Raw genomic sequence first — 15,984 nt, 5'->3', positions numbered from 1 at the left:
CTTTGTTTCCAGCGCCGAAGGCGCTTTTAGCGAGACATCTTTTTCGCCGTTGGCAGCGCACGCGCGGCGATGGCCAGCTTCTTATACTGTGGGACACTGATCCTGCGCCGGGCAAGCTCACGGGCCGGGGTCTCGTCGATCTGATCGGTGAGCTGGCTAAAGAGGTCCGTCGCTGCGACCACTCCTACGCGCGCCTCCATGGGCAACATTCCCATCACGGCGCGCGCTGTTGCTAGTTCCGCGCGGATCTCCGCGACCAACTGCGCCTTTTGGGCATCGGTGAAGTGTTCCGGGCTCACACCTGGAAAATACTCGCGCCCCAGCACCTCGAAGTCTTCGTGAATGTCTCGCAGAAAGTTAATCTTTTGAAACGCCGCGCCCAAAGCTTGCGCGCCCTGTTCCATCTCGCGGCGCTCACGAGGCGCCACGTCGTGTCCGACGAGGAAGATATTCAGGCACAGCAGACCAATGACTTCCGCGGAGCCATAGATATAGGTATCCAGTTCGCTCGCCGAAAGCTTCGCGTGCTCTAAATCCCGGCGCATCGAGGCGAAGAATGCCCGGATGTGGCCATTGGAAAACTCGCAGCGTCGCGCCGTCAGCGCATAGGCGTGCACCACGGGATCGGTATGAAAGCGCTGTTGCGGAGCGCTCAGGATTTGCGCTTCGTAATCGTCGAGAAGCGAGGCGACATCGCTGATACCCGCAGCGATTGCCGTACCGTCGACGATCTCGTCGGCGATGCGCACCATGGCGTATAAGTTGCGGACATCGGTGCGCACCGTCTTGGATAGGAGTTTTGTCGCCAGAGAAAAGCTCGTGGAATAGGTGCCGATGACCTCGTGGGCCGCCGCGCAACTCATCGAGTCGTAGCGTGCGAGGAAATCAGGTGCGCTTGTCATGCACCCCACCTCCTCAGCCGCCGATTAACCTGCAACCATCTTAATCGCCGACCGTGCCACGCGATCCGGCACCCACTGCCTTAGGACATAAAAGCCCCAGTCGGTCCCGTTGACGCCATAATGCATGCGGCCCCGGTCGTAGCGATTTTTCGGATTCACCGCACGCCAGACGGCATCGGCGACCTGCCCAGCAGTGAGATTAACGCCGAGTTTGCTTATCGACGACGCGCTCACGTTGGATAGTTTCGTCTTCGCCCACAGAGGCATGACGTCGACGCAACGGATGCCGTCCTTCTCCCATTCCAGCGACAGCGCCTCGGTCATGCCGTAGACGTAGAACTTCGTTGCCGAGTACACGGCGATATCGGGCTGGCCGAAAATGGCGGAAGCACTACTCATGCTGACCATTTGGCCCGCCTTCGCCGCCTTGAGGTAGGGGTGCGCCGCCCGCGCTCCGAGGGTGAGGCCGGTGACATTGACGTCCACGATCTTTTGTACTTTTTCCGGATCTGCGTCCGCGACGGGGCCGTCGATGATGATGCCAGCGTTGTTGTCAAACACATCGATCGTGCCGCCGGTGTGCGTGGCGAATTCGGCCAGGGCTTTCTCCCAGGATTCTGCATCTGTAACATCGAGGTGCGTTGCGACGATCCGATCGTCGCCCTGGGCCCAATCCGCGTTTTGCACGTCGCCAATGCCGACGAGCCAGCCGGCATCAGCAAATTTTTCGGCCACTTCACGGCCGATTCCTTGGGCACCGCCCGAAATAAATATTGATCGCATACGCTAGACCTTATGACACAGACCACATTTTCCGCGACACTTTCTGTGACAAACCCAACAACGGGAGAGTCGGTAGGAGACGTGCCACTTTACAACGAGACCACAACCCGCGAGGTTTTCCAGCGGGCTCGGCAAGCCCAAAAACGGTGGGCACAGGTCCCCGTCAACGAGCGCAAAAAGATCTTCCTGCGCTACCACAACCTTGTTTTGGAACGCCAGGACCAGCTGATGGACACCATTCAAGAAGAGAACGGTAAGAATCGCCGTTCGTCTTTTGAGGAGGTCTTGGAGAACGCCATCACTGCCCGCCATTACGCCTACGCGGCGGGGCGTTTGCTCAAAACTCAGCGCGCCAAAGGTGCCCTGCCCATCTTGACGAAGACCGAAGTTGAGCACTCCCCCGTGGGGGTAGTGGGCATAATTGCGCCGTGGAATTACCCCCTCACCCTGTCGATGTCCGATGCCATCCCCGCCATCTTGGCGGGCAACACGGTCGTCCTCAAACCCGATTCCACCACCCCCATGACAGCCCTGCTGGGCGCCGAACTGCTGCGCGAAGCCGGTCTGCCCGAAGACGTTCTCAATGTTGTTCCGGGCCCAGGCAGCAAAGTGGGCCAGACGATCGTCGCGGAGTGCGACTACCTGATGTTCACCGGCTCTACCGCGACCGGCAAGACCTTGGCGGCCCAGGCGGGCGAGCGCCTCATCGGTTTCTCCGGCGAGCTCGGTGGCAAGAATCCACTGATTGTCACTGCCGATGCCAACCCTAAATCCATTGTGCGCGGAGTCCGCGATGCGTGCTTCTCCAACTCGGGCCAGCTCTGCATTTCCATTGAGCGCATTTACGTCCACGAAAACGTTGCCTCGGAGTTCATTTCGGAGTTTTCCCAGGCAGTGAACTCGATGGTGATTGCTGCCGACAATTCCTGGGACACGGACATGGGCTCGTTGATCAGTTCCGAGCACACCGATAGCGTCGCCGAGTTTGTCGACGATGCCGTATCTAAAGGTGCCACCGTATTGGCTGGAGGCAAGCGCCTTACTGATCTCGGCGATGCCTTCTACGCCCCGACGGTCCTGGGCGATGTGCCTGAATCAGCACGGCTTTTCCACGAGGAGGTCTTCGGACCAGTAGTGCGCATTGAGGTTATCCGTTCCCATGAGGAGGCCATTGAGAAAGCCAACGACACTGGGTACGGCCTCAACGCCTCGATCTTCGGGCCGTCGAAGACCGCCCGCGCGATCGCCTCCCAATTGGAGGCAGGCACAGTGAATATCAACGAGGGCTACGCCGCTGGTTGGGCAAGCCTAGACGCGCCGATGGGAGGATGGAAGCAATCCGGGGTCGGCCGCCGCCATGGCGACGGAGGTCTGCTGAAGTTCACCGAGGCCCGTACCATCGCTGACCAGCGCTTAATTACTATTGCTGGGCCCGAGTCCATGGGCTCCGAGAAATGGAATGGCCTGCTCACGGTGGCCCTCAAAGTTGCGCGAGACTACTTGCGCTAACCGGCGTACGGTGGGGCGCATGAACACCAGTGATTTCATTATTGACCTTGTTCAACGCACTCGCGATTCCCTCGCCGGGATCCGCGAGCTCACCGCCGCCGAGCTCACCGCCCATCCCGCGGATCACCCAAATTCAGTGTCCTGGTTGCTGTGGCACGCCGGCCGCGAGATGGACGTGCAATTCGCCCAGCTCTCCGACACCGAGGAAGTGTGGTCTGAGCAGGATTTTAGTACCCGCTTCGATCTCGGCCCAGTTGGCGATACCATCGGCTACGGCCACTCCCGCGAAGAAGCCACACAGATCAACACCACCGATCAGTCCCTTCTAAACTCCTATGTTCTGGCAGTTCTGGAGGGCATTGACCAGCAGGCAAAGAAGTGGTCCGATGCGGACTGGGACTTCGTCATCGGCGAATACGATGGCCAGAAAATTACCCGTAGGGTGCGCACCACTTCCCTTTTGATCGATGCCATCGAGCACCTAGCCCAGGCGATGTATGTCACGGGCATGCCCCAAACTGGGGCAAAGGACTAGCTCCACTCGAAAAGAGTTCCCTCCGACGACGTGATTTTTACCCCTGGACTAGGAGATACCCACAGGTCAACCTGAATCTCGCCCGTTGTGTAGGACAACGTCTCGTTGGTGTTCTCCAGCACTTCGACCGGGGTGGTGGCCAGCCACGGGTGACGACGACGAATGCCAATCAGTTGCTGATGAATTTCATACAGCCACTGTCCCGCCGGCGCCAGGCCCTCCGGGCTCTCTGGCAGTGGTGGTCGTACCGGATCATCGGCGGCGAATCCTTCGCCCCGCGTTCCGGTAAAGCCTTGTTCGTCGCCGTAGTAGATGCTCGGCATGCCCGGCACCGTCAGCAAGATCGCAGCTGCAAGGACCTCCTTGCCTTGGCCCACCGTTGAGGCAATACGGTCAACGTCGTGATTGCCAACAAAAGTGTTTGCGATCATCTCTGCCGAGAACTCATTGTGTCGGCCCAGGGCGTGGACCAGCTCGAAGAAGTTTCCGTCCTTCAGTGAGCTCCAGATTGCCTTCCACAATTCGTATTGGGTGACCGAATCCAGGGTTCCTGCCTGCGCGATCTCTGCGTAGTCGCCGTGGATGACTTCGCCCAAGAAGATCGCCTCTGGGTAGTGCTCGCGCACGCGGGCCAGCACGGAGCGCCAAAACTCGGCAGGGACCGAGTAGGCCACATCTAGGCGCCAGCCGGAGATCCCCTTGGCCAGCCAATACTCCATGATCTCAACCACCATGTCGTGGACCTGCGGGTCCGCGTGGTTAAGAGTGGCTAATTCTTCGTGGCCTTCCCAGTTCGTGTCTCCCGCCAAACCCTGGGCCACGGCCGGGTGGGTCGCAGCTACGTGGTTAAACACCCCGTCGAGCATGACCCGGATGCCGCGCGCATTGCAGGCTTCCATCAGCGAGTCAAAATCGGCCTCGTTGCCGAGACGCGAATCAATCTTGAAATGATCCAGGGTGTCGTACCCGTGGCTAACCGATTCAAAGATCGGCCCCAGGAGCAGGCCGTTGCAGCCAAGCTCGACCAGGTAGTCCAGCCACGGCTCGAGGCTGCGGAGGCGGTGGCCGGAATCGTCTCCGTCGCGGTCCCGGATGGGGGCTCCACTAGATCCCAGTGGATAGACCTGCCACCAGATGGTGTTCTCAAGCATGAACTTCCTCCTTGCTAAAGATGCTTGTTGAGTCTTGCTCAGTAATTTATATTGAGTCTAACTCAATACATGTATAGTTGTCACTATGACACCTGCGCCACGACGAAGATTAAGCGTTGAACAACGCAAGGAAAGCATCATCTCTGCTGCTGGATCGCTGTTTAGCGCATCCACCTACTCCGAGGTCTCCACGCAGGAAATCGCGACCGCCTCGGGCACCTCCCAGGCCTTGATCTTCCATTACTTCGGATCAAAGGCCGACCTCTATGCCACCTGGGTCTCCGAAGTTCTTCACACTCTCCTCGACAGCCTGCGCTCGTCTATCGCCGAGGTACCCCCCAACACTTCCCGGCGCGACCAGATTCGCATTGGACTCGAAACCTACCTCGACCACATCGAACGCAACCCACTGACCTGGTCCATCGCACATCGAGGCGGCGATGAGCCCGCTGAGGCCACCAATCGTCGTTTAGAAATCCGCGACGAGCTTTACGACGAGCTCCTTGCCCTGCTCAACCCCGGAAGCATGCGCGGACGCTACGCCATTGCGGGATTTATCGGCTTCCTCAACGCCGCCTGCCTCGAATGGTCCGACGCCGGCTGCCCAGACAATGACCGTGGCCCGCTGCTCGAGGCCACCCTAGGCTCCCTCGAGGGCGCGCTGGGTGACTGGGGCGGGTAGCAAGCATTACACGGAAACGGCCGGCTTGCCCACGCCTTCCGTTACCAGAGCCACGAGGCTCTCACGGATGAACTGCATCCAATCGTTTGTACCCTCGGCGTAGCTGTCCATATGCTCCTGAAGACCACGGTGGGTGAATGTGAGCTCGGTGGTCTCGCCTTCATCTTTGAACTCAAACACCAGGTCAGTGTCATTAAACTCATCCACCGGCGAGTTATGCCCCGTCTCCTCAACGTGCCACACGAGAGTCTCATAAGGCACCGCCTCAGCCACACGGAACTGGGAGAATTGGTCTCGCTCGTTGACCTCGAAGACCTCACCTTCATGATCGGCCTTGCCTTCGATAGCGCTCATCCACCATTTCGAAGGATCCGCAATGGCTTCGTAGACCTTCTCTACTGGGGCGTCGATGGACACGGTAATGCTGAAGTCCTCGACCTCCTCCGCTTGAGTGCCATCCGAGTACTCCAGATCCTCCATCATGCTGTCCGGATCGTAAATGGCACAGCCGTAACCCGCTTCGCGCAGCAGGCGCAGTCCCTCTTTGATCACCCGGCGACCCATCCGGTTGAATCCCGTCACACGCGAAGTGTCCAACACGATCTTGTCGCTGGTCAGGTGGTGTTCGCTCAACTCGTGGAGCACGTTTTCGGCGGCCGGGAAGTTAATCATCCCCTGGAGCGACACCACGGTGGCGTCGCCTTCGCGCTCAATCGAACGGATACCGGGCACCGTGTAGTACGAGGCGCTCATTAAGTGCAAGCCCATCTCCTCGGAGAGGCGCTCAAAAGTTTTGACGCCGCGCGTCGAATTACCCTGCTCGTCCAGGCGCGGAGACAAGGTAGCAATCCCTAGCTGGCCCGGCATGGTGCCAATCAGTCCGCCACCAACACCAGATTTCGCGGGGATCCCAACGTTGGCCATCCAACGCCCAGCGGCGTTGTACATGCCCGCCGAGCTCATGACGGCAAGCGTTCGTCGCGAAGCGTCTTCGCTGAACACCCGCTTCCCCGTCACCGGCTGGATCCCGCCGTTGGCCAACGTCGCGGCCATGACCGCGAGGTCGCGCGTGGTCAGCATGAACGAGCACTGCGCGGTGTAGCTGTACACCGCGTCGTGTGCCTCGTCGCCAATAATGTCGTAGCTGCGCAACATGTGCGCAATGGAGAGGTTGCGGTCGGCGATCTTCATCTCGTCGTCAGTGAGCTCTTTGTTGATCCGCATCTCGCGCCCGGCAAGATCAGTAAAGAGTGCCTCGATGCGCTCAATGCGCGCCTCCACCGTCGAATCGGGCCCGTTAATCAGCTGATTCACCGCAATAGCCCCCGCATTGATCATCGGGTTATCCGGGCGTTTCGACGATTCCTCCAAGCTCAACTCGTTGAACGCCTCACCGGACGGCTCGACACCGACGACCTTGGCAACCTCGTCGGCGCCCAACTCCTCAAGAGCTAGGGCATAGGCGAAGGGCTTGGAGATCGACTGAATGGAAAACTCCACGTCATCGTCGCCGACCGAATACACGTGCCCGCTTGTGGTGCACAACGCCAGCGAAAATGAATCGGGGTTGGCGTATTTGATCTGGGGTACGCCATCGAGCACTTCGCCGCCATCTTGATCGCGGACTTCGTTGAGGATGTCATTCAAGAAATCAGGAATCGGGGTATGCATGCGGCTCAGTGTACGTAATGTCCTCGGATGATGCCGTCGCGCTGGCTACGTGGCCGAACGGTTTTTCCAACGGATTTTTTAACACTGAGAACGAATCCCGGCGCCCCAAGGTGAGCCCTAGTTGGTAGTTAAATAGCGTGGGATCCGGCTCCATTCCGGCCACAGCGCGGACGATCGCCGAGGGGAGATCAGCGCCTGCTGCGTGGCAAAACGGGTATCCACCGCCGAGACGTGGATTGATGTCGATGATCTGCGGGCGCCCCTGCGCATCTTCCTTAAAATCCACATCGATAGAACCGGTTGCGCCCAAAAGCGTACCCAGTTTCACCATTGGACTCCGAAAAGGTTCCGCGGACACGGTCACAGCCACATCAGTATCACCGTCGCGCATGGACACTTTGCGACGAGCAACGACGCCGAGAAGTTGGGAAATGCCATCGACCGTGAACGCGCCGTCCACGCCATATTCGGGTCCTGGAAGCCGCTCCTGGATGACGACCGATTCGTGTGTGCGCCACGGACGTGCATCTTGGTCAAGTGCGATTTCTTCAGACTCGGCGATTGCTTCTCTCAGCCCCGCAGCATTAGTTAGACAAAGCCCTTTGGAGCCGCTGCCGAACCGGTGCTTGACCACGTATTCGGAAATTTCCGTTGCATTCTTTAAAACTGCGTCTACTTCGCTGCCCAGAAAAGTTGTGGGAGTGGGAATCCCAGCTTCGCGCAAGACCACGGAGAGACGGTACTTGTCCAGGACAAGTGCTTGGGACTGCGATGCCAACCCAGCGACAACGCAACCACGTTCTCTGAGTCGGTCCGCTAGGTCGTGTTGCGAAAGTCCGGTGTCACGCACCGGACTTTCGCAACACTGCTTAAACCCCGGGACTCAATCATCGAGGCCCTGGAGGACCTCGCGCTTCAACGCTGCGTCGAACGACTCCGCCAACGCGTTGTCAGCACTGCTGTCGATCGCTCCCATCGACTGCCGGATCCCCAGCTGTGCGCAGTCGTCCTGGAACGCATGCGAGGTGTTGCGATGACCAGTTGAATCCGCCTGTTGTCGGTCGGCTCGTCTTCGGGGTCCTCCGGGTCGTCGGCGGGTTCCTCGGGTTTCTTGTTGAGGTTCTTCGCGAGCTCGGTGGCGGCGGTCCGCTGGTCTGCGGCGTCCAGCTCAGCGACGGTGGCGTCGATGTTCTCAGTGCCGTCGGTGAGGTAGGTCAGGTACTGCAGTTCCTCCGCGGTCGGGGGTTTGCTCTCGTTGTACGCGTCGTTGAAGGTGGCGAGTGCTTCGGCGCGGAGCTTGGCAGGGTCTCGGGGAACTTGAATGGCATGCTCCCTGTCCTTTCCAGGGTTGGGGTGTTGGCCCCGGCCTTCCCGGTGGCTCACTGTGCATGCAAGCCGGTGGGGGAGCGTGTCAAGTTGTTTGTGTGTGGGGCGTGATTATTAGAGGTAGGGCTCGAAGCGGTCAGGGTAAGCCACAGACATCTGGTTGATGGCCTGCTTCCAGTTCGTCACCCGCCTGCCCTCGATCAGCCGGCCGCTGGTCGCCGCGACCCATTTGCCCTGCTTAGCGCGCTTGGCGGCCCGTTTGTCCTCAATGTTGCAGATCATCAACCACAAGGTTTTGATCGCAGACTCATCGTTGGTGAACTGCACCCGATTCCGGGTGGCTTTACGCAGCTCGTTGTTCATCGACTCAATCGAGTTCGTGGTGTAGATCACCTTCCTGGCCATCGGTGGGAACTCCAGAAACGGGATGAACCGGTCCCACGCATCGCGCCACACCTTGACTGACTGCGGATACTTTTCCCCCAGCTCGGAGGCCTCGAACTCCGTCAACGCCGCCAGAGCGGTCTGCTCGGTGGGGGCGGTGTAGATCTTCTTCAACCCGGCGGACACCGCCTTACGATCTCCATAGGCCACCCACCGGTTTGCTGCCCTGATCAGGTGGACGACACAGGTCTGGACCATCGAATCCGGCCAGGTGGCTTCCACAGCCTGTAACTCGCAACGCCGATTGGCGGTTTTTCCACAACTTCAGTTGGCGGTTGCAAGCGATGGAGATTGAGAAACCGGACAAGTCGTAAAGAGGTTCGGGCAGGCTCAGTAGATCCAAGCTATCGCCGCCGACAAAAACGAAGACAGTCGAGCGATCCTAACGGCCGAAGGTGATTCCTCTCCGGCAAGACGTCAATCCTTCCGAGCGATCCCCCTCCCCATCCCCCTTTCGGGCATGTAGTCACAACCCTTTCAATGGGCGCTCAGATCACAGATGACGACTATGGGTACCCTCACCACAATCAATCCCACAACGTGGTAGAGAACATCAGGGGGCAATCCTAAGGCCTGAGTCACGAAAATGCTGTGGGAGAACTTGTGACACATTCCCCCTCCGAAAGGATGGTCTTCACTCGAGCTTCCTTGAGAGGTGGGGTTCACACCTGCCGATGACATCTGTGGACTGTGCCTAAATCGGTCGTTTTAAACACAGGGAAGTTGAGGCCGTCCCCCTCAGATCCGGAAAGCTGGGATCAAGACGGGTCTGTACGTGCAGGGTCTGTTCTCCCCTTACGTAGCCCGATCTCATAGGAGGTGAAGGCGATCAGGGTGACCACAACCAGTGGGAGGATGAACCCCGCCATCACGGTGGTGAACCCCTCCAGGGCATCGTGTTCGGTAGCTGCAAGGACGAGATAGCCCGTGTAGGCGACATACAGCCCGAGAAAAACTGCCCCCTCCCACCGTGCCACCACAAAACCGGTGAAGACAACGGGCAGCAGAGCTGCTGCCGCGGCCAGCATGACCGGGATATCGAAGGCGATGGCGGCGCTGGACACCGGGATGCCGTCGAGGGAAATCAGGGCGGGCAGTCCGAGCACCAGTCCGATGTTGAAGATGTTGCTGCCCACGATATTTCCCACCGCGATGTCCCGTTCACCACGGCGTACCGCGGTAATGGAGGTCACCAGTTCAGGCAAGGAGGTACCGATGGCAACGACGGTCAGCCCGACCACGAGACTACTGATGCCCAATCCGGTGGCAATGTTGACCGCCCCATCGACCAGGAGGGTGGCCCCACCCACCAGCAGCGCGATTCCGACCACTATGAGCAGGAGGGATTTGAGAGTGGATGTGGCAGGTGTTTTTTCGTCTCCGTCCCCGGTATCGGAGGCGGCGGTGGTCTCCGTGGAATCGACCGGGGGCCGTGCGCGGCGACGGCTGGCAACAATCGTCCACACCGTGTGTGCAACGACCACGCTGAACAGGATCGCACCATCGACCGCGCTGATTACCCCATCGAGGGCCATCACGAGCAACCCGGCCGATAGAGCGACCATTACGGGAACATCGAACCGTACCAGTCCGCGTGTGACGACCAGGGGGAGGATCAGGGCGGAGAGTCCGAGAATAAACAGGATGTTGACGATATTGCTACCGACCACATTTCCCACAGCCAATCCGGGCTCATCCTGCCAAACCGCCCCGATGGTAATCGCCAGTTCCGGCGCGGCTGTAGCTGCTGACACGACGGTCAAACCGACCACCAGTGAGGAGATTCCCACCCGGCGGGCCAGCGCTGACGCACCTCGCACCAGGAGTTCCCCGCCTACAACCAACAGCAGCAGTCCGACAATGATGCGTCCCACATCCAATAATCCCATGCCCCAGAGTGTACCGAGATCACGGCATCCTCGGAGTGTGGGAAGGGCGGCGGAAGACGCCTCTAATTATTGAACTGAGCGTGCCATAGGAGAGTGCATTCTACATGCTTTGGAAAGCGATGCCGCGCTGGATCAGACAGCGAGGCAGGAATATCCCCGTCATAGTCACCCACCCGCGACCAGGCAGTCGAACAAACATCCGCAGTTCCAACAATTCCACCGTTTACCTGGACGCAACCCACCAGTGCGCAGAGGATGCGGCGGTTGCTACCCGGTTTCCCGCCCAGGAGGCGGCAAATAACTTTCCGACGGGTCTTCCCCCAGGGCGAAGGGCCTGATGTCAATGGGACGGTCTGATATCTCTCCGAATGGGTCCTTCTCTTCGTTCCTCCCGTTCCCTCCGGACGGACTCCCGTTGGGCGTCGTCATCGTCCTCATGGCTGAGGATGCTGATACTGCCATTGGGCTCCAGGTAGGCCCGGTGCACCTGGGCGACATCTTCAATGCCGTGAAGCCAGAGCTGGGTCATCACCTCCCCCTCGGTCATGAACTCTCGTCGCAGTGTGCTGCGGACGAACCTCCCATCCTCCACCAGAGGACGTGGGGCCGCTTTCACGATTCTTCGGAACCACTTGAACCGGTAACTCAGCGCATCAAGTAACACACTCCAGAACAAGATGACGGAAACCAGGATAAGCCCGTCACCGAGTGTCTGACTGCCGCCATTCATCCCGGCACTCGCCGCATCAGCGACCAACACGATGACGAGCACATCGGTCATACCGACGGACCCGGATTCCCGTCGTCCCACCAACCGTATAAGGGCATAGAGCACCAGAAATGTGATGGTGTCCCGTACAATGATCTCGAGTATCGGCAGGCTAGGGGCTAGGTCCTGTTGCGAAAGTAGGGGCCAGGGCAGGCGTGGAAGCTGGAAAATAGGGCGGCCTCCGGTGTAGCGAGGGGGGTGCGAACTCACCACGCCGGACACAGGAGGCCTTGATTCCCACCCTAGATGCCGCCACCCGTCACGACCTCACCGATGCCCAATGGAATGTGCTCACACCGCTGCTACCAGCACTGTCCCGGTACGGCAGACCACGACGCTACGACCTACGGAACCTGATCAACGGCATCCGACACCGCATCCGAATCGGCTGCCCCTGGCGGGACGTTCCCGCCCGGTACGGACCCTGGTGGCGGGTCTACGCGTTGTTCCGGTCCTGGCAACTGGCCGGCACCTGGTCGACGATCGAAGCCGAACTCCAGTCCCAGGCCGATGCCCAGGGGCACCTCGGGTGGGAGATCTCCGTGGATTCCACCACCGCCCGGGCACACATCCACGCCGCCGGGGCACGGCGGGACTCACCACAACGAATCGACGGTGAACCCGATAACCATGCCCTCGGCCGATCCCGGGGCGGATTCTCCACCAAGATCCATCTGGCCTGCGACCAGCACCTACAGGCGGTGTCGTTTACTCTGACTGCCGGGCAAGCCGGTGACAGTCCGCAGCTGACGCAAGTCCTGGACCGGATCCGGGTGACCCGTCCCGGCTCCGGTCGACCACGGAACAGGCCGGATCGGGTGCTGGCGGACAAGGCCTACTCATCGTGGGCGAACAGGTCATATCTGCGGTGTCGGGGAATCACGGCCACGATCCCGATCAAAGAAGACCAGAAAGCCCACCGCCGGGCCAAAGGTTCCCGGGGCGGGCGGCCACCGGCCTTCGACCCGGAAGCCTATAAGGGCCGCAACGTCGTGGAGCGGTGCTTCAACGCCCTCAAACACAACCGCGCGGTGGCCACCCGCTACGACAAACTCGCCGTCCGTTTCGAGGCCGTCGTCCAGATCGCCAGCATCAACCGCTGGCTCAAACGACTTTCATAACAGGACCTAGGCCCTGCGAGTGGACGTTGAGCTCGTAGTCGTTGAGGGAGAGGAACAAGTCAGGGCGCTCGGCCTCGACCCAATCTAATAACACCTTTGGGTATTCCGCCGAGTTGTAGGCCGGCATGGCCACGGCCCGATCAGCAACGCGCATACTCAAGCTATTTGTTCTATATTCCATGGCGATTACTTCGCCCGGAATCCCCTGATTGATCAGCGCCTGTTGGAACCATTCGATATAGTGGGCGCGCTGACCCGATGAAGCGACAACAATTTTCAACCCATTCTCCATCCCAAAAAGTTTCTTCCTCAAGCATTTCATAGTTTGGTAAGTAAATCCTTAAAATGAATGAGATATGTATCTCTCGGAGATCACACCAATTGGTAAATTTCTCGCCATGCGTTATGGGCTTGACCTCGACTTCCCCATTCTGAAGGCCCTCAACTACCTTCTGAGGTAAGTTGAATGAATCAATAAACTAGCTCTATATCCGGAGAGCCCCATGCCACACAATGCAGTGCCACCAACCCCCGCTTTTGTCATCGACCTTCCAGCGCTCAATCAACTCCTCGGAGATTTCCAAGGAGCCTTAGAGAAGCACTGGCCTAATTCGATTCTGTCTTACTCCTTTAAGACGAATTCCTTGCCTTGGTTGGTGTCGTATATGCGCACTCAGAATGTGTGGGCTGAAGTGGTTTCTGACACCGAATACGAGCTCGCCCTTGCCTTGGACTACACGGCTGATCAGGTCATTTACAATGGGCCGATCAAGAGCCGAGACCGCCTTCGCAGCGCTTTGCTCGAGGGATCCATTGTCAATCTCGACGCGAAGCGCGAAATCGAATGGACTGCAGAACTTGCTCGCGAGATGCCGGACAAAGACTTTGGTGTGGGGCTACGAGTCAATTGGGAACTCGAGGAGTATTGCCCGGGCGAAAGCGGAGCCCACGGGGAGGCAAGTCGTTTTGGCTTCGATCGGAAAAACGGCGAGCTTGATCAGGCCATCGCAGATCTGAAAGACGCAGGAGTGCGGGTAGCGGGTATTCACCTGCATCGTGCGTCCACGACTCAGAGTTTGGGAGTTTTTCGGGCAGTCGCCACGGTTGCAGCGGAGCTCATTGCAGCCCACGACCTTCACCTTGATTGGGTAGACGTGGGAGGCGGGTTCTTCGGCAGCCTAGACCGCTCGCCTTCCTTCGACGAGTACGTCTCCACCATCAAGGAGGTCCTCGAGCCAGTTGTAGATATCAACCACACGCGCCTCATCGTTGAACCTGGTGGCGCGCTCGTGGCTGTCCCGCTGGAGTTTCATGCGAGCGTCATTGATGTGAAAGAGATCGATTCGGAAACAATCGTGGTCACGGATGCCAGCCGTACAAACATTGACCCCCTATTCCGTCGCAAGCGCCCATTTAAGACCAGCCTCGAGACCAAATCTACCGAGCTGCGCGACGAGCAGGTCATCGTTGGCTTCACCTGTATGGAAGACGACCGAATCATGAAGCTAGAAAATGCGCCCGCTCTCGAAGTAGGCGACACCATCACCTTCTATATTGTCGGCGGCTACACCATGAGTTTCCAGCCCTTGTTCATCCAGTTCCTTCCGCCGGTTTATGTGCGTGACAACGATTCACTCACGCCGGTTCGGCGCCAGTGGGGAGTCAACGACTTTCTGCAGGGCAACGAGTGGATTGGGGCCGACGGCACCACCGCTGGTAGCTTCTAAGCCGACTTTCCGGTTTCGGACTCTGCCTCGACCCGCTTGAGATAGCACTCGAAGCGGTGATGCGAGTGGGTGAGCATTTCAATCTGCTCTTCCATTCGCTTCATTTGCGTGCGCAGTTCCTGCTCCATCTCCGGATTGTGGTTGGGCGGCAATTCTGCCTCGGGCCCCTGCACACAAGGCAAGAGTTGAGCGATGAGTTCTGTATTAAAGCCACTGTCAAGTAGTGCGCGGATCTGACGGACCTGTTCGACGGTGTCGTCGGAGTAAGTACGGTACCCGTTGCTCGAGCGCTCCGAGCCAATCAAACCCTTCTGCTCGTAGTAGCGCAATTGACGCGGGGTGGAGTCTGTCAGTTCTGCCAATTCGCCGATCTTCATCTCTGCCCTCTCCAGAATCTTCTCGAAGTGAAACTCATCACTGGGCTCGACCTTAACACCAATGTCAAGCTTTAACCTATGCACCATGACAACTAACCAGGACTTCAACCTCACCGGTGCAAACCAAAAACCGCTCTCAGAACACCCCGGTATGCGCTACGCATACAACCCCAACGGAATGACCATCGGCGTGATTGCCCCCTTCGAAGGCTTCCAAGGCCCGGTGCCAACAATGAAGGACCATGCGCAATTGGTCCGCAAGGCCGAGGAAGGTGGCATCGCACAATTCTGGGTCCGCGACGTTCCACTGCTGGATCCCCGCTTCGGAGACACCGGCCAAGTCTTTGATACCTACACCTACCTGGGCTACCTCTCTGCGATCACCGAGAAGATTGCACTCGGAACGGCTAGCTCGGTTCTGCCACTTCGCCACCCCCTCGACATTGCAAAGGCCTCTGCCAGCGTTGACCAGCTTTCCGGTGGCCGCTTCACTCTCGGCGTGGCCAGCGGTGACCGCCCGGTTGAGTTCCCCGCTTACGGCAAGAACCATGCTGACCGCGGAGAGTTGTTCCGCGAGTCCCTCGAATTCATCCAGCGAGCTCAGAATGAGTCTTTCCCAGAAATCGACTCTCCGCTTGGCACTATGAGCGGCGCGGACCTCTTGCCCAAGCCAACCCACCAGCGCCTTCCAGTCTTTGTCACCGGCACCTCGCGCCAGACCCCGGAATGGATTGCCAAAAATGCAGACGGCTGGCTCTACTACACCCTGCCCCCACAGCAGCAGGCACAGAACATCGAGGCATGGCGCCAAATGACCGCCCCGAAGGGTGAACCGGGATGGAAGCCATTCAACCAGGCCACCTACTTCGACATCGTCGAGGACCCTAAGGCCGCACCAACTCAGATCCACCAGGGTCTGCGCCTCGGCCGCGAAGCACTACTTGAGTTCTTGATGTTCTGGCAGTCCATCGGCATCGATCAGCTGATGATCAACTTCAAATCGTCGACACGCCCCGTCGGAGATGTCCTCGACGAGATGGCCGAGTACATCCTGCCGCACTTCCCTGCTGGGCAAACCGCAGCGCAGAAGAATTAAAT

General features: G+C 58.8%; 16 protein-coding genes and 1 pseudogene. 6 read left to right on the top strand and 11 right to left on the bottom strand.

What is annotated here, in order from left to right; translation table 11 throughout:
- Window positions 1-26: 26 nt before the first annotated feature.
- Together A37O_RS0106380 and A37O_RS0106375 are read right to left on the bottom strand one after the other, a co-directional pair.
- Complete coding sequence (locus tag A37O_RS0106380) at window positions 27-902, bottom strand: phytoene/squalene synthase family protein (RefSeq protein WP_018296672.1); 876 nt, start codon at window positions 900-902, stop codon at window positions 27-29.
- Between the two features lie 24 nt (window positions 903-926).
- Window positions 927-1,685 carry an SDR family oxidoreductase gene (locus tag A37O_RS0106375; protein WP_026196195.1) on the bottom strand — a complete coding sequence of 253 codons (759 nt, stop codon included), beginning with the start codon at window positions 1,683-1,685 and terminating at the stop codon, window positions 927-929.
- Window positions 1,686-1,697: 12 nt separating this feature from the next.
- On the opposite strand from A37O_RS0106375, the gene A37O_RS0106370 reads away from it, so the two are divergent.
- Entirely contained in the window at window positions 1,698-3,194 is a 1,497-nt protein-coding gene (locus A37O_RS0106370) for a succinic semialdehyde dehydrogenase (protein WP_026196194.1), read from the top strand.
- A 19-nt stretch (window positions 3,195-3,213) separates the two neighbouring features.
- Window positions 3,214-3,729: a hypothetical protein gene (locus tag A37O_RS0106365; RefSeq protein ID WP_018296669.1), complete on the top strand. Its 516-nt coding sequence runs from the start codon at window positions 3,214-3,216 to the stop codon at window positions 3,727-3,729.
- On the opposite strand, the gene A37O_RS0106360 is transcribed toward A37O_RS0106365, so the two are convergent.
- Window positions 3,726-4,880, bottom strand: a complete 1,155-nt coding sequence (locus tag A37O_RS0106360) for an alpha-amylase family protein (RefSeq protein ID WP_018296668.1) — start codon at window positions 4,878-4,880, stop codon at window positions 3,726-3,728. The two genes, A37O_RS0106365 and A37O_RS0106360, sit on opposite strands and share 4 nt — an antisense overlap.
- A gap of 85 nt (window positions 4,881-4,965) precedes the next feature.
- Here A37O_RS0106360 and A37O_RS0106355 point away from each other — a divergent pair, with 85 nt between their 5' ends.
- A complete protein-coding gene (locus tag A37O_RS0106355; protein WP_018296667.1) occupies window positions 4,966-5,562 on the top strand; it encodes a TetR/AcrR family transcriptional regulator in 597 nt (198 codons plus the stop codon).
- Between the two features lie 6 nt (window positions 5,563-5,568).
- Here the strand turns inward: A37O_RS0106355 and A37O_RS14855 are convergent, their stop codons facing one another.
- From A37O_RS14855 to A37O_RS0106315, 6 genes and pseudogenes are all read right to left on the bottom strand, one after another.
- Entirely contained in the window at window positions 5,569-7,233 is a 1,665-nt protein-coding gene (locus tag A37O_RS14855; protein ID WP_018296666.1) for a glutaminase, read from the bottom strand.
- The gene (locus tag A37O_RS15860) at window positions 7,214-8,083 is read right to left on the bottom strand and encodes an ATP-grasp domain-containing protein (RefSeq protein WP_018296665.1); all 870 of its coding nucleotides are present in this window, start codon (window positions 8,081-8,083) and stop codon (window positions 7,214-7,216) included. The genes A37O_RS14855 and A37O_RS15860 overlap by 20 nt, the downstream gene beginning before the upstream one ends.
- 65 nt (window positions 8,084-8,148) lie before the next feature.
- Window positions 8,149-8,616, bottom strand: a complete 468-nt coding sequence (locus A37O_RS16975; RefSeq protein ID WP_018296664.1) for a hypothetical protein — start codon at window positions 8,614-8,616, stop codon at window positions 8,149-8,151.
- Between the two features lie 57 nt (window positions 8,617-8,673).
- Window positions 8,674-9,231: pseudogene (locus A37O_RS14840) on the bottom strand (IS256 family transposase); the annotation flags it as partial.
- 530 nt (window positions 9,232-9,761) lie between these two features.
- Complete coding sequence (locus A37O_RS0106320; protein ID WP_018296661.1) at window positions 9,762-10,892, bottom strand: calcium/sodium antiporter; 1,131 nt, start codon at window positions 10,890-10,892, stop codon at window positions 9,762-9,764.
- Between the two features lie 340 nt (window positions 10,893-11,232).
- A complete protein-coding gene (locus A37O_RS0106315) occupies window positions 11,233-11,622 on the bottom strand; it encodes a DUF421 domain-containing protein (RefSeq protein WP_245533804.1) in 390 nt (129 codons plus the stop codon).
- Between the two features lie 269 nt (window positions 11,623-11,891).
- Here A37O_RS0106315 and A37O_RS0106310 point away from each other — a divergent pair, with 269 nt between their 5' ends.
- Window positions 11,892-12,782, top strand: a complete 891-nt coding sequence (locus A37O_RS0106310) for an IS5 family transposase (protein ID WP_018296659.1) — start codon at window positions 11,892-11,894, stop codon at window positions 12,780-12,782.
- Here the strand turns inward: A37O_RS0106310 and A37O_RS0106305 are convergent.
- Window positions 12,766-13,095 carry an ATP-grasp domain-containing protein gene (locus tag A37O_RS0106305; protein ID WP_169332149.1) on the bottom strand — a complete coding sequence of 110 codons (330 nt, stop codon included), beginning with the start codon at window positions 13,093-13,095 and terminating at the stop codon, window positions 12,766-12,768. The two genes, A37O_RS0106310 and A37O_RS0106305, sit on opposite strands and share 17 nt — an antisense overlap.
- A 190-nt stretch (window positions 13,096-13,285) precedes the next feature.
- On the opposite strand from A37O_RS0106305, the gene A37O_RS0106295 reads away from it, so the two are divergent.
- Window positions 13,286-14,509, top strand: a complete 1,224-nt coding sequence (locus A37O_RS0106295) for a type III PLP-dependent enzyme domain-containing protein (RefSeq protein WP_018296656.1) — start codon at window positions 13,286-13,288, stop codon at window positions 14,507-14,509.
- Here the strand turns inward: A37O_RS0106295 and A37O_RS0106290 are convergent.
- Window positions 14,506-14,973: a MerR family transcriptional regulator gene (locus A37O_RS0106290; protein ID WP_018296655.1), complete on the bottom strand. Its 468-nt coding sequence runs from the start codon at window positions 14,971-14,973 to the stop codon at window positions 14,506-14,508. The two genes, A37O_RS0106295 and A37O_RS0106290, sit on opposite strands and share 4 nt — an antisense overlap.
- Between A37O_RS0106290 and A37O_RS0106285 the strand changes: the two genes are divergently transcribed.
- Window positions 14,972-15,982, top strand: coding sequence for an LLM class oxidoreductase (locus A37O_RS0106285; RefSeq protein WP_018296654.1), 1,011 nt, complete (start codon window positions 14,972-14,974; stop codon window positions 15,980-15,982). The two genes, A37O_RS0106290 and A37O_RS0106285, sit on opposite strands and share 2 nt — an antisense overlap.
- Window positions 15,983-15,984: the final 2 nt, after the last annotated feature.

The sequence above is a fragment of the Corynebacterium lubricantis DSM 45231 genome, from assembly GCF_000379425.1.
In the GTDB taxonomy this organism is placed as follows: domain Bacteria; phylum Actinomycetota; class Actinomycetes; order Mycobacteriales; family Mycobacteriaceae; genus Corynebacterium; species Corynebacterium lubricantis.
This window is presented reverse-complemented; position numbering and strand designations above follow the sequence as displayed.